Source organism: Burkholderiales bacterium, from assembly GCA_035543335.1.
Classification (GTDB): domain Bacteria; phylum Pseudomonadota; class Gammaproteobacteria; order Burkholderiales; family JAHFRG01; genus JAHFRG01.
In genome coordinates, this window is the sequence record DASZZH010000038.1 from 41,089 (window position 1) to 64,348 (window position 23,260).

The 23,260-nt window shown below is 57.1% G+C and carries 18 protein-coding genes; 11 read left to right on the forward strand and 7 right to left on the reverse strand.

Annotated features, from left to right (window positions below; genetic code table 11):
- Positions 1-95: 95 nt before the first annotated feature.
- Positions 96-3,905 (reverse strand): YhdP family protein, encoded by a 3,810-nt coding sequence (locus VHE58_10275; GenBank protein ID HVS27656.1) that lies wholly within the window; start codon positions 3,903-3,905, stop codon positions 96-98.
- A gap of 153 nt (positions 3,906-4,058) precedes the next feature.
- Here VHE58_10275 and glnE point away from each other — a divergent pair, with 153 nt between their 5' ends.
- Complete coding sequence (gene glnE / locus VHE58_10280; protein ID HVS27657.1) at positions 4,059-6,752, forward strand: bifunctional [glutamate--ammonia ligase]-adenylyl-L-tyrosine phosphorylase/[glutamate--ammonia-ligase] adenylyltransferase; 2,694 nt, start codon at positions 4,059-4,061, stop codon at positions 6,750-6,752.
- 13 nt (positions 6,753-6,765) lie between these two features.
- Here glnE and VHE58_10285 read toward each other — a convergent pair whose 3' ends face one another.
- On the reverse strand, positions 6,766-8,037 hold the full coding sequence (locus VHE58_10285) for an adenylate/guanylate cyclase domain-containing protein (protein ID HVS27658.1): 1,272 nt from the start codon (positions 8,035-8,037) through the stop codon (positions 6,766-6,768).
- Between the two features lie 161 nt (positions 8,038-8,198).
- Between VHE58_10285 and VHE58_10290 the strand changes: the two genes are divergently transcribed.
- From VHE58_10290 to VHE58_10315, 6 genes are all read left to right on the forward strand, one after another.
- Positions 8,199-9,119: a branched-chain amino acid transaminase gene (locus VHE58_10290; GenBank protein ID HVS27659.1), complete on the forward strand. Its 921-nt coding sequence runs from the start codon at positions 8,199-8,201 to the stop codon at positions 9,117-9,119.
- Between the two features lie 6 nt (positions 9,120-9,125).
- Positions 9,126-9,320 carry a zinc-finger domain-containing protein gene (locus VHE58_10295; protein ID HVS27660.1) on the forward strand — a complete coding sequence of 65 codons (195 nt, stop codon included), beginning with the start codon at positions 9,126-9,128 and terminating at the stop codon, positions 9,318-9,320.
- A 145-nt stretch (positions 9,321-9,465) separates the two neighbouring features.
- A complete protein-coding gene (gene waaF, locus VHE58_10300; GenBank protein HVS27661.1) occupies positions 9,466-10,485 on the forward strand; it encodes a lipopolysaccharide heptosyltransferase II in 1,020 nt (339 codons plus the stop codon).
- Positions 10,482-10,913 (forward strand): nuclear transport factor 2 family protein, encoded by a 432-nt coding sequence (locus VHE58_10305; GenBank protein ID HVS27662.1) that lies wholly within the window; start codon positions 10,482-10,484, stop codon positions 10,911-10,913. Before waaF ends, VHE58_10305 begins: the two co-directional genes overlap by 4 nt.
- 15 nt (positions 10,914-10,928) lie before the next feature.
- Positions 10,929-11,915, forward strand: a complete 987-nt coding sequence (locus VHE58_10310) for a hydrolase (protein ID HVS27663.1) — start codon at positions 10,929-10,931, stop codon at positions 11,913-11,915.
- A gap of 77 nt (positions 11,916-11,992) precedes the next feature.
- Positions 11,993-13,369, forward strand: a complete 1,377-nt coding sequence (locus VHE58_10315) for a phosphomannomutase/phosphoglucomutase (GenBank protein HVS27664.1) — start codon at positions 11,993-11,995, stop codon at positions 13,367-13,369.
- On the opposite strand, the gene VHE58_10320 is transcribed toward VHE58_10315, so the two are convergent.
- Positions 13,366-14,355, reverse strand: coding sequence for an integron integrase (locus VHE58_10320; GenBank protein HVS27665.1), 990 nt, complete (start codon positions 14,353-14,355; stop codon positions 13,366-13,368). The two genes, VHE58_10315 and VHE58_10320, sit on opposite strands and share 4 nt — an antisense overlap.
- 484 nt (positions 14,356-14,839) lie before the next feature.
- Here VHE58_10320 and VHE58_10325 point away from each other — a divergent pair, with 484 nt between their 5' ends.
- The gene (locus tag VHE58_10325) at positions 14,840-15,415 is read left to right on the forward strand and encodes a hypothetical protein (GenBank protein ID HVS27666.1); all 576 of its coding nucleotides are present in this window, start codon (positions 14,840-14,842) and stop codon (positions 15,413-15,415) included.
- Positions 15,416-15,546: 131 nt separating this feature from the next.
- Positions 15,547-16,062, forward strand: a complete 516-nt coding sequence (locus VHE58_10330; GenBank protein HVS27667.1) for a hypothetical protein — start codon at positions 15,547-15,549, stop codon at positions 16,060-16,062.
- Between the two features lie 803 nt (positions 16,063-16,865).
- Here VHE58_10330 and VHE58_10335 read toward each other — a convergent pair.
- Positions 16,866-17,153: a hypothetical protein gene (locus VHE58_10335; protein HVS27668.1), complete on the reverse strand. Its 288-nt coding sequence runs from the start codon at positions 17,151-17,153 to the stop codon at positions 16,866-16,868.
- Positions 17,154-17,241: 88 nt separating this feature from the next.
- Here VHE58_10335 and VHE58_10340 point away from each other — a divergent pair, with 88 nt between their 5' ends.
- Together VHE58_10340 and VHE58_10345 are read left to right on the forward strand one after the other, a co-directional pair.
- Positions 17,242-18,108, forward strand: a complete 867-nt coding sequence (locus tag VHE58_10340; protein ID HVS27669.1) for a hypothetical protein — start codon at positions 17,242-17,244, stop codon at positions 18,106-18,108.
- A 24-nt stretch (positions 18,109-18,132) separates the two neighbouring features.
- Entirely contained in the window at positions 18,133-18,627 is a 495-nt protein-coding gene (locus VHE58_10345) for a hypothetical protein (GenBank protein ID HVS27670.1), read from the forward strand.
- Positions 18,628-19,117: 490 nt separating this feature from the next.
- On the opposite strand, the gene alaS is transcribed toward VHE58_10345, so the two are convergent.
- The 3 genes from alaS to recA are packed head-to-tail and all read right to left on the reverse strand — an operon-like array spanning position 19,118 to position 23,200.
- Entirely contained in the window at positions 19,118-21,718 is a 2,601-nt protein-coding gene (gene alaS / locus VHE58_10350; protein HVS27671.1) for an alanine--tRNA ligase, read from the reverse strand.
- Positions 21,719-21,732: 14 nt separating this feature from the next.
- On the reverse strand, positions 21,733-22,188 hold the full coding sequence (recX, locus tag VHE58_10355; GenBank protein HVS27672.1) for a recombination regulator RecX: 456 nt from the start codon (positions 22,186-22,188) through the stop codon (positions 21,733-21,735).
- The gene (gene recA, locus VHE58_10360) at positions 22,166-23,200 is read right to left on the reverse strand and encodes a recombinase RecA (protein ID HVS27673.1); all 1,035 of its coding nucleotides are present in this window, start codon (positions 23,198-23,200) and stop codon (positions 22,166-22,168) included. Before recA ends, recX begins: the two co-directional genes overlap by 23 nt.
- Positions 23,201-23,260 lie beyond the last annotated feature (60 nt).

Sequence of the window (23,260 nt, forward strand, 5' to 3'; positions counted from 1 at the left end):
TCTGCGGTACTGAATAAAAGTCGACGGCTGGTGCAGGGCCGGAACCGAGCACCGGCAACATAAAGCCGCGGCAAGTTTGATGACGTCATAATACATCAGCGGTTCTGCAAAAAAGGTATAGGCAGAAAAGAACTGTCAGGCTTTATCACCACTGGATCGGTCCAGGTTCCGGTCACATTGTATTCGTAGACAATCATCTGCCCAAGCGGATCCTTGAGCGCTTTCTGCACCAGAAAGGCGGTAATGCCGATGATGGGACCGCCCAAGAATCCCGCCAACGCCAGACTATCGACAAAACTCGGCGCCACTCTCACCTTAAGATTCTGCGTTTCCTGCGCCAAATCCACCGCTCCGCTCATGTTCACCGTCGCCGCCGGGCCGCGCATGTGGAAATTTTCAGTCGTGGCCACGCCCTGGTTAAGATTAAGACTGGAGGTGATGTCATCGAAGGCAAAGCCTTCGCTGAAGATGTCGCGAAAATCCAGCAACGCGCGCCGCGGCAGCGCCTGCAAGCTCAGAATGCCGAGCAGCTTGGCCACACCCGAGTCGAGCTTTACAAACTGCCCTTTTTCGGCGTTCAACTGCAGATTTCCCGACAGTGTCGCATAATCGATGTGTTGGGGGCTGCCGCCCCAGTACAAAGCGCCTTCCAGTTTCGCGCTTCCGTGCTTGATGCCTTCCGGAAGCTTGAGCCGCGCCATCAAATTGCCGATATCGCTCACTTCCAGCTTGACATTGACCCGGGTCTGCGGCTGGACGCTGAAGTTGAGCCACGACCCATCCAGCGCCAGCACGCTGTCGGCGTTGGAAAGCCGCAGGTTTTCGATGCGCCAGTCGCGGCCCTGCTGCACCGCTTGCAATTCGAGTCGCCCGAGCGGATTGTCGCCGAGGCTGAAATTCTCAGCAACGATATCAAGCGCGGGAAAATCTCTTTGCTCGCTTTCCTGGGTAGCCGCACTGTTTTTTTCCGGCAGCGGCTCGGGGATAACGAGATTGGCGAGACGCGCCACCAGCTTGCCCTTGCCCTGGGGATACCAATTGAGTTCGCCGTTCACCTCGGCGCCGGCAAGTGTCGCTTTCCAGTCCCCGCCCTGATGACGGGCGCTCACCCGGGTTTCGCCGAAGCGGCGGCCTAAGACATCCAGCGTGCCCAATTTCACATCAATTCCAGCGAGATCCAGACCCAGGCCCGAATCGGATTGGGCGAGCACTGTGTGCCACTGATCAAAATCAAAACTCTTGAGGGCTCCGCTCACCCAAATGCCGTTTTTGTCCGGGACACCGGCGCGTCCGCCCAATACGATGAGGCCGCGCTCATAGTCCAGCCCGTCCTTGTGCCGCACCAGCCGCATGGAAAGCACATTGCCGTAGCTCAATAACACCCGCTCATGGCCTGAAAAGGTGGATTTCTTCTCAAACCGCAGCAACACCGAAGCCGGTGCCGACTTATTGAAAGGCGCTGGAAGCAGCGAAGCCAGCCCCTCCAAATTCGATTCGAGCAGTATATCATTGATTTTATTGCTTAAGTTTATGCTGCCGCGCCATTCGGCGGAGCCGCGCAGATAAGACTGAAACGGCAAGACCACTTTACTTCCCAATGCCGCCGCATTCACTTTGCCGCGCGCCGCAATGCGCACGCTGCGATCAGGCTGGGTGGCGATGCTCACACTTGCGGTCCCGCCGAGAATCTGCGCGCTTAAATCCTGCGCCTGCATCGCCGCCTCGGAAAATTGCAGCCTGCCTTTTACTTGTTCAATCGGCGGCAGATCGGGCCCGAACGACAACTGGTTACCGTGGAACTGGTAAGTCCCCGCGACCTTGGTTTGCTCACGCTGATGCAAGGGGATCTCGAGCTTCAACAGCAATTTTCCGTCGCCGCTGGCATGTACGTTTTCGGTAAAACTGCCAATCATGCTGCTGACCGGGGAATGGCCGATGAAATTCAAAAAATTCGCTGCCTGTGCCTGGGCCTCGACGTCGATTTGCAACACCTCTTGAGGGTTGCCGAGCTCGGGAATCACCGCGTCGATCCGGGAAAGCTTGATGCCGAGAATCTCCGCTTCGCTTCCGCGGATTTCCACGCGGTTACCGCGGAGCTGCATTGCGGCGGTGATGTTTTCTATTTTCGGCCACTCCTGAGAATACTCGAGCGAAATGCCGGTTGCCCTGGCCGTGACCTGGAACAAGCCTTGGCTCTCGTCGGCAAAAGGAAAATCGGCGAGGTTGCCGCGCATAGTGAGCTGCAAATCGTTGAATGCGCCGCCACCCAAAGCCGTAACCAGCCACTCGCGGGTCTTTTGCGGCACCCGCAAAGGCAAATAGCGATTAACCTGTTTCGCTTCCACGCGAGTCACATGGGCGTTCAAATCAACGATGCCGGGGCCTTCGCTTACCGTCCGGTAACTGCCGCTGGCGCTGCCGGAAAGGTGTGCATTAGCAAACACCATATTGCTTAAGCTGTACTGCGTACCGCTGTTTTCTGCCTTCCAGTCCAACCGGGCCTTGAAGCTTTCAAATTGCAGCGCCTCCTCGAACACCTTCGGCAGACCGAGCTTGATGTTTTTTGCTTCCAGGTTGATTTGGCCGGTCTGTTGATTGCCTTCAACGCTACCGCTCACATTGTTGAAACCCGGCCAGGCTTCGTAAGCCTTAAGCGCGAGACGTTCAAACCTGCCTTTAACACTGTAACTCTCGGGCTTCGGCAGATCTCCGTTCCATTTCAGCGCCACATCGTAAACGCTGCCTTTCGGCGCAAGGCTGGCAAGCCGTTGCCGCAATTCCGGGTTGAGCGGCAGGCGATCGGCCAGCGCCGCCAGCGGTTCCAGATCAAGCACCCCGGCTTCAAATTCGCCGCGCAACGCCTGGCCCTCGAACGCAGGATAAATCCGCACCACGAAATCCACAGGCTTCAAGCTCAACCCGCCTTGAGCCGCCAGGCTTAATTTCGCCGCTGAGAGCTCAAAACCATGATCCAGCGTTTTCCAGCCCAGTCTGCCGTTGAGCGAGTCAAGATCGAGCTCCGGCAGATCGGGGCGCAACCGCGTTTTCACTTGGCTTAATTGCAAGTCAGCGGTGATTTCCTTGATTTGCGCATTGTCTACGGTGAGCCGCAGGCGCAGCGCGCCGCTGCCCTTTTGCACCTCGATGGGATAGGGCAGCCAAGTGCGCCATGCCACCAGATCGGCGTAATCCACTTGCGCAAACAGCGTGCCCTGCCACTTGTCCAAATCGTCCGGATCGAAGCTGTCGCCGCTAAAGTCCCCTTCGATTTCCAGCGGCGCGGCGAGATCTGGCGGCGGCGATGCACGCAAGCTCAGGCGGTGGCGATCGCCGCTGTTTTCAATGCGCAGCATGACGCTGTTTAATACCAGTTGCGGCGCTCCGAGTTTCTCGTCCTTCCACAGAATCAACGCGTCGCGGATGACCAGGTGCTCCTGCTTGAGCAGCCAGTCGGTAAAACCCTGGTCCGCGTCGTGCCGGCTTAACGCCACGCCGGCCACATGCACGACGCCTTCAGTATCACGGCGTATGCTCAGATTGGGTTGTTTGAATTCCAGCGAATAAAGGCGCACGCCGCCGGCGAGCAAAGACTCCCAGGACAGCGTAGTCTCGACCCGTTTCAACACCAGTGCCGGGTGGTCATTTGGGTCGAAGACTTGCACGTCGTCGAACACCAGATGCGGACGGTAGCCGTCCCAGTCCGCAGCGATCTTGCCGATAGTAATGCGCTGGCCGACGAGGGTACTCGCGGCTTGCGCGATGTCCTCACTGTAGTTTTCAATGTTGGGCAGGATCCAATAGCGCAAGCTCAGCACCACCGCTGCCAGGGCCAGGAGCGCAAACATGAAAAGCGAAAGCAGGAGCCGCTTAACCGGCTTTATTATCCGGGATAATGGACCATTCATGATTCAGAATTTGCCAAAGGCTGTGGCCGGCAACGTCTCTCGCGGTATTGTTGAGATAGGCTCTAGACAATAAAATGGCAACTCGGTTGCAAGGTGCCGCGCATCGTCCTAAACAACAGGCAATTTAAACCCGCATTGTAACGCGATTCCCCCATGCATATACCCGAAAAGCCTGATGCCGCCTCACTTCGCGAGCATGAACGACTGATCGCGCGGGCGCTGGCTTTGAGCCGTTTTGCCCGGCGGCTGATTGAACGCGAGCCGCAGCTCAAAGATGCCGTCGCAAACAGCCTGCACCGGCCTTTCACCCCAGAACGGATGCGCACGTTTCTGGATGACGCAAACGACGCGGCAGGTCTTTACCGGATGGTCCGCCGCTTGCGGGCGGAAGTCATGCTGCATCTCATCACGCGCGATTTGTGTGGCCTGGCCTCCCTTAACGAAGTCGTCGCCACCACCACCGCCCTTGCCGAGGCAACGCTGAATGTCGCAGTCAAGCATCTGTACCGCTGGATGCGGGAAGACCACGGCACACCCATCGGCAAGGAAAACGGCAAGCCGCAGGAATTGCTGGTGGTGGGAATGGGAAAGCTCGGCGGCGGCGAACTCAACGTGTCTTCCGACATTGATCTTGTCTTCGTCTATCCGGAGGAAGGCGAAACCAGCGGAGCGCGCCCCGTCAGCAACCATGAATTCTTCGACCGGCTGGGACGCAAGCTGATTGCTGCAATCAGCGAAATTACCGGGGACGGCTATGTGTTTCGCGTGGACATGCGGCTGCGCCCTTATGGGGACGGCGGCCCGCTGACGATGAGCTTCGCCATGCTGGAGAATTACTTCATCACCCAGGGGCGCGAATGGGAGCGCTATGCCTGGATCAAGGCGCGAGGGGTGTGCGGCGGCCACGGTGAAGAATTAATGAAGCTCACGCGCCACTTTGTGTTCCGTAAATACCTCGATTTCGGCGTCTTCCATTCGCTGCGCAATCTGCACGCGCAAATCCGCCAGGAAGTACGGGGACGCGACATCGAAAACAACATCAAGCTGGGACCGGGCGGGATTCGCGAAATCGAATTCATCGCCCAGATTTTCCAGTTGATTCGCGGCGGGCGCGAAAGCCGCCTGCGCATCCGCCCCACGCTGGGGACGCTGGATGAGCTCGCGCATCTGCGGCTGCTGCCCCGGGACGTAGTCAACGAACTGCAAGACGCTTACGTGTTCCTGCGCAATCTGGAGCATCGTCTGCAGTATCTCGACGACGCGCAAACCCAGACGCTGCCGCAGAACGCCGAAGACCAGGCGTTGATCGCCGAGGCGATGGGCTTTGGCGGTTATGAAGAGTTGTTGCAAAAACTCGACGCGCATCGCAGCCGCATCAGCCTGCATTTCGAGCAGGTACTGGCCGAACCGCAGAACGACGCGCATCGCCTTCTGCCGCTGTGGCAGGAAACACTCGCCGAGGAAGAGGCGCTCAAGCAGCTCACGGCGCTGGGCTACCAGAACCCGCAACAGATCCTGGAGCGCCTGCGAGGCCTGCGTCAGAGCCGTCGTTACCGGCAGATGCCGGCTGCCAACCAGTCGCGACTCGATGCGTTGGTGCCGGCGCTGCTTGAAGCGGCTGCGGCTTACGGCGACGCGGCGCTAATGCGCCTCCTGCGGCTGGTGGAAAACATCGTCCGCCGTGAAGCCTATCTGGCATTGCTGGCTGAACATCCGCAGGCGCTGCAAAGCCTGGCGCGGCTGTGCGGCGCAAGTTCCTGGGCGGCCGAATATCTCGCGCACCATCCGCTGGTGCTGGATGAATTGCTCGATCCGCAAACTCTGTACGCCGAGCCGGATTGGCCACGCCTCAAATCGCATCTTCACGCGCAACTCAAGGACGCCGACACCGAGCATCAAGTGGATATTCTGCGGCAGTTTCATCATTCACTGGTATTCCGTCTGCTAACCCAAGACCTTGCCGGCTTGCTGGCGCTCGAGCGCCTGAGTGATCATTTGAGCGATCTCGCCGATTTGATATTGGAGGAGGTATTGCGCCTGTGCTGGGAAGGCTTAGACAACAAACAGGCGCCGCGCTTTGCCATCATCGGCTACGGCAAGCTTGGCGGCAAAGAGCTCGGCTACGCCACCGACCTCGACCTGGTGTTTCTTTACGATGATGAGCGTGCAGAAGCCCAGGAAGTGTACGCCAGGCTGACTCAGCGCATCAACACCTGGCTCACCAGCTACACCGCCGCCGGGATTCTCTACGATACCGATTTGCGTTTGCGCCCGGATGGCGCCAGCGGCCTGCTGGTGAGCAGCCTTGCCGCTTTTGCCGAATACCAGGAACGACGCGCCTGGCTGTGGGAGCACCAAGCATTGACGCGGGCGCGCTTCGTCACCGGCGACCGGCAGATTGGCGAGCGCTTCGAGGCTTTGCGCAAACAGGTGCTGCGCCAGAAGCGCGACCTTGCGGCATTAAGGAACGAAGTTCTCAACATGCGCCAGAAAATGCTCGAGGCACATTCCAACGCCGGAATGCTGTTCGACCTCAAGCATGACCACGGCGGCATCATTGACGTGGAATTCATCGTGCAATACCTGGTGCTGGGATTTTCCCATACCCATCCCGAACTCACCGGCAATATCGGCAATCTGGCGTTGCTTAAGCTTGGGGCGAAGCTCAAGCTACTGCCCGCCGCGCTCGCCGAAGAGGTACATACCGCTTATCGCGAATTCCGCCGGATGCAGCATGCCCTGCGATTGAATGGCGAAAAATACGCCCGGGTGGAACTGGAAAAAGTAAGGGGAAAGCGAGAAGCAGTCTTGCAACTGTGGCGGGGCGTGTTTGGCAACCTGCCGTAATGTCGTTTGCCTACTACGCGGTAAGTGGGTAGACGGTGGTTATACCCTTGCCCTTGAGTTCGATGGTCTGCGGCGCATCAAACGAAAAGCGGTCGCGCAGACGCCGGTAGGTAGTCTCATCAACCTGGATGGTGCCGGACCCGGCTTCTGAAGTAATGCGGCTCGCTATGTTCACCGTGTCGCCCCACAGGTCGTAAATAAAGCGCTTGCTGCCGATGACACCCGCCACCACTGGGCCGGTGGCGATGCCGATGTGAATATCGAGGTTCTGGCGGCTGAACGCCGGATGCCGGCGCACCAGCTCGCGGATTTCCAGCGCCATGTTGGCCACCGCTTCCACATAATCGGTCTGATTATCCCCCAGGCCGCCCGCCACCATGTAGGCGTCGCCGATGGTCTTGATTTTCTCCAGCCCGTATTTATCCGTCAGCCAGTCGAAATTGGAAAACACCTTGTTGAGCAGATCGACCATGTGCCGCGGCAGCATGCGCTCGGCAAGCCGGGTGAAATCAACAATGTCGGCAAACATCACCGTGACATCGGCCAGGCCGTCGGCGATGATTTTTTCATCGTGCTTCAGGCGTTCGGCAACGTGTTTCGGCAGGATGTTGAGCAGCAAACGTTCCGATTTATCCTGCTCCACTTGCAACAGCCGATTTTTCTCTCCGAGCTCGGTCTGAAACATTTCTTTTTTCAGGACGAAGAATCGGATCAGCAAATAAACGATGGTCGAAAGTATGGTGAAGTTCAGAACAAAAAACACCGGGATGATTTTCATCGGCACGCCGCTCACCACCCCCGCCGCAAGATAATAGTCAAAAACCCCCGAGACCGCAGTGAGCACCACATAGGCCACAAACCAGGGAATCGACTCCCTTACCCCTTGAAAAACCATCGCCCCCACCGGGGCCAGCAAAGCCAGCAGCACGATGCCGCTGGAGCTGATGAAATTGCCGATGCTCCATTGGATAACGAAGGGCACGAACAACAATAGGCTGATCTGGGTAAAGCGGAAGAAAGCGAAATTCTTGGTTTTCAGGTAAATCATCAGCGTCAGCGCCGAGACGAGCTGATAGCCCAGCGGGATCGTGGTCGGAAGCCGCATCCCCATAGTCCAGTAAATCATGAGCCAAAATCCTGCGGCCAGGTTCATCAATCCGCAGGCAAACAGCAGCAGTGTCTTGCGCAACCTCTCGTCTTCCGAATCAGACGGGCTGATTACTGATTGTGTCAGCCGCCCCAGAATACCAACGGAATTGCTGTTAGCTTGCGCCGGATCAGGCATGAGAGTGTTGTCGGGAAGAACTAATGTAGTGGGCTCTAGGGTAATCCATTGACAGGTTACCGGTCAAGGCAAGCTCGCGCATCACCGTCCTCCGCCCGGTTCCTCATCACGCGGCAAAAAATACGCTAGAATAGCCGCGTCTAATTTGTGGAGAGAACGCCATGTCCATGGCCGACCGCGACGGTCATATCTGGTATGACGGCAAGCTGGTGCCCTGGCGCGACGCCACCACCCATGTGCTGACCCATTCGCTCCACTACGGTCTGGCGGTGTTCGAGGGCGTGCGCGCCTACAAGACCGTGAGCGGCACCGCCATTTTCCGGCTCAAGGAACATACCGACCGGCTGTTCAATTCGGCGCATATTTACCTGATGAAGATGCCGTTCGACAAGCCAACCCTCCTCGAGGCGCAAAAGGAAGTGGTGCGCGCGAACAAGCTGGAGGAATGCTACATCCGGCCCATCGCTTTTTACGGTCCGGAGAAAATAGGCGTCTCGCCCAAAGGCGCCAAGGTGCATGTGGCGGTTGCCGCCTGGCCGTGGGGTGCGTATCTGGGCACGGAAGGGCTGGAAAAAGGCATTCGGGTGAAAACCTCGTCCTACGTGCGCCATCATGTCAACGTGACCATGTGCCGCGCCAAGTATTCCGGGACCTATGCCAACTCGATTCTGGCCAACACCGAAGCGGTGGAGCACGGCTACGATGAAGCGCTGCTTTTGGACGTGGACGGCTTTGTCGCCGAAGGCTCGGGCGAGAATCTGTTTATCGTCAAGAACGGCAGGCTGTACGAGCCGGAACTCACTTCCGCGCTCATCGGCATCACCCGCGATGCGGTGATCACGCTGGCGCACGAAGCCGGATATGAGGTCAGCGCGAAGCGCATCACTCGCGACGATATTTACATTGCGGATGAAGCGTTTTTCACCGGCACCGCGGCGGAAGTGACGCCGATCCGCGAGCTCGACGGCCGCGCCATCGGTTCCGGCTCGCGCGGCCCGATCACCGCAAAAATCCAGAAAATGTTTTTTGATTGCGTGAACGGCAAATCGGACAAGCACCGCGACTGGCTCACCCCCGTTTGAATGGCGATGCAGGAAGAAAAGACAGCCAATAAAGAGCGGCATATCGAAGTGACCGCCAAGGACTTGCCGCTGCACTGTCCCATGCCTTCAATGCTGCTGTGGAACAGCCATCCACGCGTTTTTTTGCCGATAGAGGAAACGGGGGAGGAGCTTTGCCCCTATTGCGGCACGCTGTACAAACTTAAAAGCGTGAACAAGTAAACGGGTGAATAAGTGAACAAGTGAAACAGTAAAGAAGACAAAGCTTGAGGGTATTTTCTGATTCGCCTTTTCGCTCTTCACTCGTTCACCCGCTCACCTGTTTTTCTGTTCACTCGTTCACTTGTTCACCTAGGATTACCCGCCCGTGACCAAAATTCTCATCGTCGCACCCTCCTGGGTAGGCGACGCCGTTCTCGCACAACCGCTTTTCAAAAGGTTGCATGAACGGCTGCCCGGTGTCATTCTCGATGTGCTCGCCCCGCTTTGGGTCGCGCCGTTGCTTTCACGCATGCCCGAAGTCAACGAAGTGATCACCAGCCCTTTCCGGCATGGCGAACTTAATCTTCGGGATCGCCGCAGGCTCGGCCGCAAACTGGCGGCGCGCCGCTACGACCAGGCGATCGTGCTTCCCAACTCCTGGAAATCCGCATTGATCCCCTTTTTCGCGCGTATCCCGGTGCGCACGGGTTTTGTCGGCGAAATGCGCTTCGTCCTGCTCAATGACGGCAGAACGCTCAACAAGCTGCAATTTCCGTTAATGGTCGAGCGTTTTGCGCTGCTTGGCGAGGAACGCGGGACATCGCTCAAGCGCCCGCTTGCAACACCCGGCCTGCGCCTATCTGCAAGCGGGCGGGAAGCGGTTCTGAAGAAACTCGGACTCGACGCGAGAAAACCGGTAGTTGCGTTCTGCCCGGGCGCGGAATACGGCCCCGCCAAGCGCTGGCCGCCAAATTATTTCGCCGAACTGGCCCGGGGATTGCATGGCAAAGGCTATCAAATTTGGCTCTTCGGCTCGCCCAACGATGCCTCCGTCTGCGGGGAAATCCAGCGCTTGAGCAGCGGCGATGTTGACAATCTTTGCGGCAAAACCACGCTCGATGAAGCGATTGATCTGCTCTCTTGCGCCTCCCTCGTGGTCAGCAACGATTCCGGATTGATGCATATCGCCGCGGCATTGGACAAGCCGCTTTACGCGCTGTATGGCTCAAGCAGCCCCAGTTTTACGCCACCGCTTTCAGCAAAAGCCAAAATCCTCAAACTCGACCTCCCCTGCATGCCCTGCTTTCAGCGCGTGTGCCCCTTGAAGCACTTCAACTGCATGATGCAATTGACGCCGGAAAAGGTTTTAGCCAAGATTGACTTTAAAAAAGTCGAGCCGTCATGAAAACGCCGATATTCCCCACGCCGCAGGACGCAGAAACCGCGTTTTACGAGGCTTTTGAACACGCCGACCTCGAGGCGATGATGGCGGTGTGGGCGGAAGACGAGGAAGTGATATGCGTGCATCCTGCCGGGCCGAGGCTGGTTGGGCAAGGGCCGATCCGTGAAAGCTGGCGGCAGATTTTCGCCAATGGCCCGAGATTACGCTTTCATCTCGTCGGGCAGCAATACCTGCGCGGTATGCTGCTCTCGGTGCACAGCGTTTATGAAAATATCGTGGTGACGGGCGAAACCGCGCCGCGCAGCCCCATTATTGCCACCAATATCTATCTTCTCACCGAAAGGGGCTGGCGGATGCTACTGCATCACGCCTGCCCCGCTCCGGCCACCGCCAAAGCAACAGGCGAAACACCACCCACGGTGCTGCATTAATCTCAGTGAATGGCCATGACGGCAAACCGCCGCATTCGAGCTTATCGTGCGCCGTGGTGGCTTCCCGGTGGCCACTTGCAAACCATCTATCCCGCTTTTCTCGATTGGCGTTACCGCGTTGATTACCGGCGCGAGCGCTGGGATACGCCGGACGGCGACTTCATCGATCTGGATTGGGTGGATGGGAAAACGGAAAACCCGCTTATCGTCCTGTTCCACGGTTTGGAAGGCGGTTCGCGCAGTCATTACGCGTTAAGTCTGATGCACGCCGTGCGCGAACTTGGTTGGCGTGGCGTGGTGGTGCTGTTTCGCGGCTGCAGCGGCGAAATCAACCGCCTGCCGCGCGCCTATCATTCCGGCGACAGCGCCGAAATCGATTGGATTCTGCGTAGATTGAAAGCGCATAATCCGCAAAGCACAATTTATGCGTTGGGTGTTTCGCTCGGCGGCAACGCCCTGCTTAAATGGCTGGGCGAGCAAGGCGAGCAAGCCAGAAACGTAATCCATGCCGCTGCGGCGATCTCCGCTCCTCTTGATTTGATGGCGGCGGGCGATCGTCTCGGCCGGGGGTACAACCTGGTTTACACCCGCATTTTCATGAAAACCATGAAGCGCAAATACCTCGAGAAACTCAAGCGTTTTCCGAACCTTTTCAACCGCGAGGCGATGCTCCGCTCCAGAACATTGCGGGAATTCGATGACGTCATTACCGCGCCGCTGCATGGCTACAAGAATACCGACGATTACTGGACATGCGCCAGCAGCAAGCCCGGCCTGAAAAACATCCAGGCACCCACCCTGCTCATCAACGCCAGAAACGACCCTTTTCTTCCAGACCATGCATTGCCCTCACCCAATGAGGTCTCACCTGCGGTAACATTAGAGTTTTCGGCGCAAGGCGGCCACGCGGGGTTCGTGAGCGGCGCGTTTCCCGGGCATCTCGACTGGCTGCCGCAGCGGATTGTGAGTTTCTTTAATAACTCTGAACCGCAGAGGCGCTGAGGCGCAGAGAAAGCGGTTTATCTCCGCGTCTTTGCGTCTCTGCGGTAAAATAAACGGCAAACCTTGTCGCCTAACTGATGGCAATGATTCCCAAAGAAATTTTCAAAGCCTACGACATCCGCGGCATTGTCGGCAAAACACTGACTGCGGAAATCGTCGAAGCCATCGGCGGGGCTATCGGCTCCGAGGCACGGGCAAAAAAACAAAAAACCATCGCCATCGGCCGCGACGGCCGTCTTTCCGGACCCGAATTATCCGAGGCGCTGGCAAAGGGAATCCAAAAAGCCGGCATCGATGTGATAGACATCGGGCTATGCGCAACGCCGATGCTCTACTTCGCTACCCATCACCTGCAAACGCACTCCGGCGTCATGGTGACCGGTTCGCACAACCCGCCCGATTACAACGGCCTCAAAATCGTCATCGGCGGCGAGACGCTCTCCGGCGAATCCATCCAAAAGCTCAGGACACGCATCGAGCAAAATGACTTAAGCGATGGCAAAGGCAATTACGCCGAAAAAACCGTCACTGAAGATTACATCGCCCGGATCAGCAGCGACATCAAGCTTGCGCGGCCGATGAAAATCGTGGTGGATTGCGGCAACGGCGTGCCCGGCGCCTTCGCGCCCAGGCTTTATCGCCAGCTTGGCTGCCATGTCCGGGAATTGTTTTGCGAGGTGGATGGCAGTTTTCCCAACCACCATCCCGATCCCTCGCAGCCTGAAAATCTCAAGGATGTGATTCAGGCGCTCAAAACCACCGATGCCGAAATCGGCCTGGCATTTGACGGCGATGGCGACCGGCTGGGCGTGGTCACCAAAGACGGGAAAATCGTCTATCCCGACCGCCAGTTGATGCTGTTCGCCGCCGACATGCTTTCGCGCAATCCGGGCGCGGAGGTTATTTTCGACGTGAAATGCACCCGCAACTTGTTTCCGTGGATAAGCGAACGCGGCGGAAAACCCATCTTGTGGAAAACCGGCCACTCGCTGATTAAGGCGAAAATGAAGGAAACCGGCGCGCTGCTCGCCGGAGAAATGAGCGGGCACATTTTCTTCAAGGAGCGCTGGTACGGCTTTGATGATGGTCTTTATGCCGGCGCGCGGCTTTTGGAATATTTGAGCCACCAGCCCGATATTAATGCAACGCTCGACAGCCTTCCCGATTCGGTAAACACCCCCGAGCTGCAGCTGAAACTGAAAGAAGGAGAAAACTACGCGTTGATTGAAAAACTGCAAAAAACCGCGCGTTTCAAGGACGCAAAAGAAGTAATTACGATTGACGGCCTGCGGGTGGAATTCGCCGACGGTTTCGGCCTCGCCCGCTCCTCCAACACCACGCCGGTGATTATTTTCCGCTTCGAAGCGGACAATCCAAAAGCCTTAAAGCGCATTCAGGAAGATTTTCGCCGAGTCGTCCTGCATGCCAAGCCTGGTGTGGTCCTGCCGTTTTAACCCAAAACGGCGTCCAGCGGACTTACCACTCCTCGCCCACCCTTGTTCAGTACGTGAGTGTAGATCATCGTAGTGCTGACATCCTGATGCCCGAGCAGTTCCTGCACCGTGCGGATGTCGTAGCCGTTTTGCAACAGATGGGTCGCAAAAGAGTGGCGCAAGGTATGACAGCTTGCGGGCTTGTTGACCCCCGCTTTCCGCACAGCCTCCTTGATCGCCCGTTGCAGGATGTTATCGTACAAATGGTGACGACGAATTACCCCCGTCTCCGGCTCCGCCGATAACCGCATCGAGGGAAATACGTACTGCCATCCCCATTCCCGCCCGGCGTTGGGGTACTTCCGCCCCAGTGCGTAGGGTAGCGCAACCTCCCCGTAACCCGCGGCAAGGTCCCGCCCGTGCAACGCCTTCACCTTTTCCAGGTGGCGCTTGAGCGGCTCCACCAGGTTCTGCGGAAGCATCGTCACCCGGTCCTTCGCGCCCTTCCCGTCGCGGACGATGAGCTGGCCGTACCCGAAATCAATGTCCTTCACCCGCAGCCGCAGGCACTCGCTGAGGCGTAGCCCGCACCCATAGAGCAGGCTCGCCATCAACCATTTCGTGCCGTCCAGTTGGGCCAGAACCGCCTTGACCTCGGCACTAGTAAAGACCACAGGAAGCCGCGCGGGCTGCTTTGCGCGTTGCAGGTTGTCCAGCCACTGCAATTCCTTCCCCAATACCTCCTTGTACAGGAACAGGACTGCGCACAGAGCCTGGTTCTGGGTAGACGCTGCAACCTGCCGCTGCACAGCCAAGTGGTTAAGAAATTCAGTCACCTCCCGCTCCCCCATGGTAGCGGGGTGACGTTTGTTGTGGAAATAGATGAACCGCTTCGTCCAATGCACGTACGCTTGCTCTGTTCGGCGACTGTAGTGCCGGACTCGAATGGCGCTCCTCATCTGATCGAGAAGCCTGGGCCGAGGGAGTTCCGAGGAAGAAACGATCATGTTCGGGTCAGAATCCATAGGACGGCGCCTTTCATATGTGTTATTCGGCTTTGGTATACATAACGGATTGATTCATGTGCAGGATGACATGCGCGCATAAATGGTTACGCCTACAACTCGGGCCATCACTACACGGACCCGCCCCCGGGGCGGTCGTCCCGAAAGCCCCTTTCATTCGCGTTATCCGGCGAGGGTATTCATAGCGCATTGATTTTGATGTAGGATGACATGCACGTATAAATAGTTACGCCGACATTTCGGCCGTTCAATTCACGTTAGCCATTCCGAACGAGGACTTCGCACTATGGATGATCATTCACACTTGGACGCGAAGTACTTTCTCGGAATAGATATATACAACTGTCCGTTCTGTAATCGACGGCATGTTAAGTACCAGATCATGGGGCGCAGCCAGTTTAATTGGTCGAATCACAAGGTTTGCGAGATTTGGCGCGTGAGATGCGCAAGCTGTGAAAAGACCTCCATGCACCTCACCTTTCAACAATTGCAAGATCCCAACTACAGCGGCTCCTCGCGATTTCGTGATGACGTAGATCTTGATAAGGCATTTTTCTATTCCGTGCCGACGTCATTCTTTGTGGTGGACAGTCGAATTCCGCGTGTAATTCGGGAGCTCATTACAGAAGCGGAAGGATGCGCCAAGATGAACTATCTAACGGGCGCGTCTGCATGCACTCGAAAAGCAATATATGAACTTCTCTCTCTTCAGAAAGCTGAAGGGGCGAATTACGATGACAAAATAAAATATGTAGCATCCAAGCACCCTGCTGTCGACGCCGAGCTTTTCGAAATCCTTGGTCACATTAAAGACATGACCAGTGATCATGTCCACGAACAGAGTTGGATCGCATGGGACAGCAAACACCTTCAACTTTTCTTGGAAACATTCAAAGCGGTACTGCATGAAATTTATGTTGTGCCCGACGAGAAAAAGAGCAGAGCGGATTCGGTGCGTGCGCTTCGCGAACAACTTGGTAAAGCAAAGTCAGACGGAATCGCATCCTCTATTCCTGCAAAAGGGGAAGCGGAGAATGGCTAACCCGGCAGTCAACCGGACCTGCGCGAATAACGGCGCAGGCCGGTTACTTCGACGTTCGGCACGTTGCTGCGCATGCTGTGCCGAGAAGTGACCGAGATAATTGAGACAGAACCTTGATGACGGAGCAGTCAATGAATGTAACGATTATCGTCGCTATTGTCGCTCTGGTATCAACCATCATAGGCGCGACCATCGGCGCAGCAACAACCTATATGCTCTCCGTGAGACGTGAGCGTGCAGACAAGGAAAGAGACGACCGCAATCACGCCGTCGAGGTCAAGCGGGCAGCGCGCTTAATTGGCTTGGACCTGTTGTGGGCGCGGACGGCGGCAAACTACTGGGTCGAGGAGAAGACATGGTCTCATCCAGATGTGCCAATACTCTCACTCTCGACCGAAGCGCGGCAGAAGTATCTCGACACCATTGCTACGGACCTATCCGAGGACGCTTGGAACTCCGTCACAACGGCGCTTCAGTCGGCAGACAGCATCAGAGTGATCCTCGGAAGGCCGAGGGATCAAGCCATCGCTATTCCCGACGACGTGGCTGAGGCGTTCGTTCCATTGATAACCCGCATCGACAAGGGATGTCGTGACCTGGGTCTATACCACTTTGATCTCCAGGCGGCCGGTAAATCGACACAATGACCGCTTTACTGAGAGCCGAACAACGCCATGCACCCGACGCGCAAAGGACGCGCGCGGGTGATGGCTGGCGTTAGACATGCTCTTTACGATTGGAGAACACATGAGATTCACTGCGCTCTTAATCTGCGCACTGCTCTTATCCGGCTGCGTAACGATGGGGAGGGAAATTACCGAAGAACAGCTGGCCGGATTCAAGAAGGGTGAAACGACAGTCCAAGACGTTACTTCTAAGCTCGGCACCCCGACGTCGAGTTCTGTCACTGCGACCGGGCAACGGACACTCTCTTACATGTTTGCGCATTCGCAGGCACGGCCTGGGACATTCGTTCCGATTATTGGTCCCCTCATCGGAGGCGCCGACACTCGTTCGAGTATGGTGATCTTTATCTTCGGAGCCGACGGAAAGCTCCAAGACTTTCATGCGTCACAAAGTCAGCTCGGCTCCGGCTTTGGTGCGGCGGCCGGGCAGTATCAACCGCCATATGCGGATCAACCGAGTGAGGCTCCGCGAAAATGAGCATGTCTAACCCCGCGTTCGAGCGGAGCGCCCGTCAGCGTCGCTGCCGGGTGCTCTCGTCGCTTCGCTCCTCGGCGCCGGCTCAACGCGAACGTTGGGCCGCATAGACATGAAGCCGATTTGAGTTTTTTGGAGACCAGGGATGCACTGCACAAAATGCGGCACAGTGGCACTAGCTAACGCAAAGTTCTGTGCGGAATGCGGTAGTCCCATCAGTGATTCTTCGTCGGAGAAAGACATTGAAACTCCAAAGGCTCCAGTGGTCGCCGCAACGCGAAAGGTCATTTCACTTTACATTCTTGGCATTCTCATGGCCTTTGGCTATGCGTTCCTCTTCATTCAAGCGAGCGCTGGCCAAAACGTCCCGCCGCAAATTGGCTACGGCTATATATTCTGGACCGGCGTCCTCTTCTACTATTGGTGGAAGCAGCGTGCCCGCAAAGGCTGGCGCGGTGCGTTGATCGGCACAATAATCGCGCTTGTCGCGTTGTTCGCGGCGGGTTTTATCGTTGGCGTCGTAGGCCATGGCAAATAGGTCTGTGCTGACAACCATCCCATTGGCAATGCGGCCCAACCCATCATTCCACCGGACCTGCGCGAAAAGCCGCGCAGGCCGGTGAATTCCAACGTTGGGCCCCACTAGAGAGCACGCCGCATTGCCGATGAAGTCCGCTCTGTTTGGAATCGGTATCGTTGTCGTATCGTTCGTCGCGGCAATTGTTGCGGCGTCCGCTGCGTGGGTTTTTTGGGACGCCTGGAAAGCGTCGGACCGCGATGCATTTCGCGCGCTCGTTGGTGCTTTTTCCGGTGCCTTCTTCGCGTACGTGTTCGTGCGATTCGCTGATGGCTTTAAGAAGGTCTACGACCGCAAAGAGAAAAATCACACGGCCCTAGTGCGGCTGCAGCATTACATCAATGACTGTCTAAACATCACGAGCGACAACCTGTTTATCGCTGATGACTGCGTGAAAGTCTTCAACGAACAACGGCTACAGGCTGGCGAACTCTCGATCTACATGAACGTTTTTCATGAGTATCCGATCGATCGAGAGCTTTTGATCGGGCTAACGAATATCAAGTTTTTGAATGAGGTGTATTCGCTGAATGTCGAGTTCAGCAAACTGAATGACTCTATGGCCACCGTTGATCGTGCATACGCACAGGTAAGGGATGCATTCGTCGCAAAGCACTTTGATGAGGCGGTCTATCTATTGAATGCTCGCCGCACCCGTGAGCGTTGTGTAGAACTTAGAGGTTACTTGCTTCAAACCAAGCAGGAGCTCATTCGTCTTTTTGCAGTGACAAATTTGTTGCTAAGAGATCCGCCTTTTCTCGTGCGCGTAATCCGTTCCCTTACGCAGACCGCCTACCCGAAAGACTTCGACGCAGCTCTCGGCCCAGAGGTTGCTCGTGTAACGTCAGAAATGGAAGGCATTGCACAGGCGAGCGCACAACGAATACTGGCCGCGCAGAATAGTGTGGCCCAACCACCCGGTGCAGCGGACGCGGCAAAAGCGCCGCGCCGCTGACCGAGACGTTAGCGGTCATCATCAATGCAGCACCTCATCGATGCCACACGATCTGCCTTAGGCCAAGAAAACTGGTATGCGGCTTTGGCGCTTGCTCTTTCCTTACCGGACATCTGCGGGCGGCTCGAGAGCCCGGGCGCAGGATCGCAAGCGCGCTTCGTGGCGTGGTACGACAGGTTCTTGTTGTCTCGGTACCAGTCGCACATTGGTCCAGACCGCACGCTCCATACGTTTTTGTCGGGTCAAGATTGCTATGCCCTTCGCTGCGCGTTCTTGCATCAGGGTGAATTTGGGATCGATGACCAACGTGCGCGGCATGCGCTAGAGCGTTTCCACTTCACGGCGCCTCGGCCTGGCTTGGTTGTACACAACAATCAATTTGGCAACATGCTCCAATTGCAAGTTGATTGCTTTTGCCAAGACGTTTGCGAAGCAGTCGAAGCTTGGCTCGCTTCCGTTCAAGGCAACCCCGACATTCAGGCTCGAGCGGCGATGCTCGGCCAGGTGCACGATTCATGACCGCTAACCTTTTGTTGCTGCGGACGGGCGGCCAACGGCGTACCAGAGAGGCTGTCATCGCAGCCCGCCGCAGAACAACACGTTAGCAGCAGGGGATTTCATTGTGCGAAGTAAATGGGGTCAGTGTAAGATTTCTACATCAAACGCGGACCTCGCCCAGCGGAAAAGTTACACTGACCCCGTATTTCTTCCGTTTTTCTTTAAAACATTTCGGCACTGATCTGTGTACGTAGCTATCAACCCTCACGACACTGCTGGTTTGGGTGTCCCCTGTGAGCCGCCGAGGTTTGGTGGGCAAATTGAGGGGAAGTCGGCGAGCACTGTCCGAGCACGCGGCCGCGAAGCGGACCGTGTGAGTTGCGCAGCCGCCCAATTTACCACCAAACCGAGGGCACCCCAGAGGGGCGGTGAGCCGGGGCGGCTTTTTCTTTGGTGACTTTCTTTTGGCCGCGCAAAAGAAAGTCACCAGCCGCCGGGCTGCCCCCGGCACTTAGAGTCTTTGTTCGACCCAGGCGCTCACTGATTGCAATGCCGAGGACAGCTTGGCCGGCTCGGTGCCACCTGCCTGAGCCATGTCGGGCCGGCCTCCGCCTTTACCGCCGACCTGTTGCGCGACATGATTGACCAAATCACCGGCCTTGATTTTAGAAATCAGGTCTTGGGTTACGCCTGCAATCAGCGTAACCTTCCCTCCTTCGGTTGAGCCAAGCACCACAGCACAGGACTTGAGTTTTTCCTTTAGCATGTCCACGGTTTCGCGCAGCGCTTTGGCATCCGCGCCTTCGAGCGTGGCAGCCAGAACTTTCACACCCTTTACTTCCACTACCTGATTTATCAGCTCATCGCCTTGCGAGGAAGCCAGCCTGGATTTGAGGCGCGAAAGCTCCTTTTCCAGCGTGCGCACGTTTTCGATAATTTGATTGATTTTTTGCGTAAGCTCCTGCGGCTGGGCTTTCAAAGTTGCGGCGGCTTCCTGCATCCGCACTTCCTGCTGCTGCACATATTCGAGCGCGCCTTCGCCGGTCACCGCTTCCACGCGGCGGACGCCTGCCGCCACGCCGGATTCGGAAACAATCTTGAAGAAGCTGATGTCGCCGGTGCGTTTCACATGCGTGCCGCCGCATAGCTCGGTGGAAAAGTCCCCCATGCTCATGACTCGTACTTCGTCGCCGTACTTCTCGCCGAAGAGCGCCATCGCGCCGCACTTGATCGCTTCGTCGTATTTCATGATGCGCGCCTCGGCTGCCACGTTGCGGCGGATTTCGCGGTTGACTAAGTTTTCCACCTCGCGGATTTCTTCCGGCGTCACCGGCTGCGGATGGGAAAAATCGAAGCGCGTCTTGAATTCATCCACCAACGAACCTTTTTGCAGCACATGCGTGCCCAACACCTGTCTCAGCGCCGCGTGCATCAAATGCGTGGCGGAATGGTTGTGCATGGTGCGGCTGCGCAACTGCATGTCCACTTCCGCGCTCACTCTGTCGCCGATGCGCAGCTCGCCGCTCATCAGCGTGCCGTGATGGCCGATCACTTCGGCCTGAATCTTTTGCGTATCCTCGACCTTGAAGCTGGCGCGTGGGGTGGCGCGGCCGAACAACATGCCGCGGTCGCCGACCTGCCCACCTGATTCGGCGTAAAAAGGCGTGCGGTCTAGCACCACGATGGCCTGCTTACCTTGCGCAACGCGGTCAACCGAAGCGCCCTCCACATACAAGGCCACGACTTTGGAGTCGAGTTTCAGCGTGTCGTAGCCGTGGAACTCAGTTTGCTTGCCGTTGTATTCCACGCTGCTCTGCGTACCGAATTTCGACGCGGCGCGGGCGCGCTCACGCTGGCGTTCCATCGCTTCTTCAAAACCCGCGAAATCCACGGTAATTCCGCGCTCGCGCGCGATATCGGCGGTCAAATCGAGCGGAAAACCATAGGTGTCATACAGCTTGAACACCGTTTCGCCGTCGAGCATGCGGTCCTCGGTGTGTAGCGCCGCTTCCAGCACTTCCATGCCGTTTTCCAGCGTCTCGGCAAAACGCTCCTCTTCCTGTTTCAGAACTTGCGTTGCACGCTGCGCGCCTGAAACCAGTTCAGGATAAGCCTCGCCCATCACCTTGACCAGGTCACTCACCAGCAAATGAAAAAACGGCTGCTTCTGACCGAGCTTGTAGCCGTGGCGGATGGCGCGGCGGATGATCCGGCGCAGCACGTAGCCGCGCCCTTCGTTGCCGGGAATCACTCCGTCCACGATGAGAAAACTGCAGGCACGGATATGGTCGGCGATAACTTTCAGCGAATTGCCGGAAAGGTCCTTGGTATGCGTGGCCCGTGCCGCGGCCTTGATTAAATCGCGGAACATATCTATTTCATAATTGCTGTGCACGCCTTGCATCACCGCGGCAATCCGCTCCAGCCCCATGCCGGTATCCACCGAGGGCTTGGGCAGCGGATGTAAAGTCCCCGACTCGTCGCGGTTGTACTGCATGAACACCAGGTTCCAGATTTCGACGTAGCGGTCGCCGTCCGCCCCCGGCGTGCCGGGCGGACTACCGGGAAGGCCCGGCCCGTGATCGTAGAAAATCTCGGCGCACGGCCCGCAGGGGCCGGTTTCGCCCATCTGCCAGAAATTGTCCATGGTGGGGATGCGCGCAAACCGCTGTTCCGGGATTTTGATGTGTTTCAGCCAAACTTCCGCTGCTTCGTCGTCTTCGGCATAAACCGTGACCCACATTTTGTCCGCGGGGACTTTGAGGACACCGGTCAGGAATTCCCAGGCGTAGCGGATGGCGTCACGCTTGAAATAATCGCCGAAGCTGAAGTTGCCCAGCATCTCGAAAAAAGTGTGGTGGCGCGCGGTGTAACCGACGTTTTCCAGGTCGTTGTGCTTGCCGCCGGCGCGCACGCAGCGCTGGCTGCTTGCCGCGCGCACGTAAGGTCGATGCTCGCGCCCGAGGAACACGTCCTTGAACTGCACCATGCCGGCGTTGGTGAACAGCAAGGTAGGATCATTGCCGGGGACGAGCGGGCTGGAAGCCACCACGGTGTGATCCTTGCTCTTGAAGTAATCCAGGAATTTTTTGCGGATTTCGCTGCTGTGCATATCTTGCTTTCCCACTACTCGTCTTCGCCCGCTCCCCGCAGGAGCTTCAGGATCACGTCCAGATCAAATCCCCTGCCCTGCATGAACCTGATTTGTTTCCCTCGCTCACTGGCACTCTTGGGCAGTTTGCCGAATTTTTTCCGCCACACCGCGCGGGCGGCTTCCAGTTCGCTTTCCCTGACTTGCGACTTGGCCGCCGAGATGGCCTCTTCCGAAACGCCTTTCTCGCGCAACTCCCGAATGATGCGCACCACACCATATCTGCCACGGCGCGTATGGACGGTTTGCTCCACCACACGCTTTTCAGAGAGCCAGCCGCGCGTCTCCAAATCATCGAGCAAACCCTGGATATCGTCGGATTCTGCAACGTGGGGGGCAAGCTTGCGCTGCAATTCCAGCCGCGAATGCTCGCGCCGCGCCAGCATGCGCAGCGCACGTTCACGCAGGCTAGACTCTTTCTTTCTTCTCACCCGCGGGCGGCGCTCCAGGCACGCTCAAACCGAGGTTGGCGCGGATTTTCGCCTCGATTTCGCGCGCCACTTTGGGATGCTCTTTCAAATACTCTCGGGCGTTGTCCTTGCCCTGGCCGATTTTCTCGCCCTTGTAGGTGTACCACGCGCCGGTTTTTTCAATCAGCTTGTGAATCACGCCAAGCTCGATAATTTCGCCTTCACGGGAAATGCCTTCGCCGTAGAGAATGTCGAAGTCCACCTGCTTGAACGGCGGCGCAACCTTGTTCTTCACCACCTTGACGCGGGTCTCGTTGCCGATGACTTCCTCGCCCTTCTTGATGGCGCCGATACGGCGGATGTCTATACGCACCGAAGCATAGAACTTGAGGGCGTTGCCGCCGGTGGTGGTTTCGGGATTGCCGAACATGACGCCGATCTTCATGCGGATCTGGTTGATGAAAATCACCAGGGTGTTGGAGCGCTTGATGTTGGCGGCAAGTTTCCTCAGCGCCTGCGACATGAGGCGCGCTTGCAGGCCCATCTGCGGCTCACCCATTTCGCCTTCGATTTCCGCTTTCGGCGTCAATGCCGCGACCGAATCCACCGTTACCACGTCCACCGAGCCGGAGCGCACCAGCATGTCGGTGATTTCCAGCGCCTGCTCGCCGTTGTCCGGCTGTGAAATCAGCAATTCTTCCACTTTTACGCCGAGCTTCTTCGCGTATTGCGGATCGAGCGCGTGCTCGGCGTCAATGAACGCCGCGGTGCCGCCGAGTTTCTGCGCTTCCGAAATCACCTGCAGCGCCAGCGTGGTCTTGCCGGAGGATTCCGGCCCGTAGATTTCCACCACCCTGCCGCGCGGCAGCCCCCCCACACCGAGCGCGATGTCCAGTCCCAGCGAGCCGGTAGAAACGACTTGAATATCTTTCGCGACCTCGCTCTCCCCGAGGCGCATCACCGAGCCTTTGCCGAACTGCTTTTCAATCTGCGACAGCGCCGCCGCCAGTGCTTTGCTTTTGTTTTCGTCCATAGGTCGATCCTCTTTTTATGACCATGCGATTATGGCATAAGTGATTAAACGCAGGAAGGC

What these genes read in the sequence shown, in the direction of transcription:
- VHE58_10275 (HVS27656.1), bottom strand. Translation starts at nt 3,905, where the DNA reads ATGAATGGTCCATTATCCCGGATAATAAAGCCGGTTAAGCGGCTCCTG.
- glnE (HVS27657.1), top strand. Translation starts at nt 4,059, where the DNA reads ATGCATATACCCGAAAAGCCTGATGCCGCCTCACTTCGCGAGCATGAA.
- VHE58_10285 (HVS27658.1), bottom strand. Translation starts at nt 8,037, where the DNA reads ATGCCTGATCCGGCGCAAGCTAACAGCAATTCCGTTGGTATTCTGGGG.
- VHE58_10290 (HVS27659.1), top strand. Translation starts at nt 8,199, where the DNA reads ATGTCCATGGCCGACCGCGACGGTCATATCTGGTATGACGGCAAGCTG.
- VHE58_10295 (HVS27660.1), top strand. Translation starts at nt 9,126, where the DNA reads ATGCAGGAAGAAAAGACAGCCAATAAAGAGCGGCATATCGAAGTGACC.
- VHE58_10305 (HVS27662.1), top strand. Translation starts at nt 10,482, where the DNA reads ATGAAAACGCCGATATTCCCCACGCCGCAGGACGCAGAAACCGCGTTT.
- VHE58_10310 (HVS27663.1), top strand. Translation starts at nt 10,929, where the DNA reads ATGACGGCAAACCGCCGCATTCGAGCTTATCGTGCGCCGTGGTGGCTT.
- VHE58_10315 (HVS27664.1), top strand. Translation starts at nt 11,993, where the DNA reads ATGGCAATGATTCCCAAAGAAATTTTCAAAGCCTACGACATCCGCGGC.
- VHE58_10320 (HVS27665.1), bottom strand. Translation starts at nt 14,355, where the DNA reads ATGATCGTTTCTTCCTCGGAACTCCCTCGGCCCAGGCTTCTCGATCAG.
- VHE58_10325 (HVS27666.1), top strand. Translation starts at nt 14,840, where the DNA reads ATGCACCTCACCTTTCAACAATTGCAAGATCCCAACTACAGCGGCTCC.
- VHE58_10330 (HVS27667.1), top strand. Translation starts at nt 15,547, where the DNA reads ATGAATGTAACGATTATCGTCGCTATTGTCGCTCTGGTATCAACCATC.
- VHE58_10340 (HVS27669.1), top strand. Translation starts at nt 17,242, where the DNA reads ATGAAGTCCGCTCTGTTTGGAATCGGTATCGTTGTCGTATCGTTCGTC.
- VHE58_10345 (HVS27670.1), top strand. Translation starts at nt 18,133, where the DNA reads ATGCAGCACCTCATCGATGCCACACGATCTGCCTTAGGCCAAGAAAAC.
- alaS (HVS27671.1), bottom strand. Translation starts at nt 21,718, where the DNA reads ATGCACAGCAGCGAAATCCGCAAAAAATTCCTGGATTACTTCAAGAGC.
- recA (HVS27673.1), bottom strand. Translation starts at nt 23,200, where the DNA reads ATGGACGAAAACAAAAGCAAAGCACTGGCGGCGGCGCTGTCGCAGATT.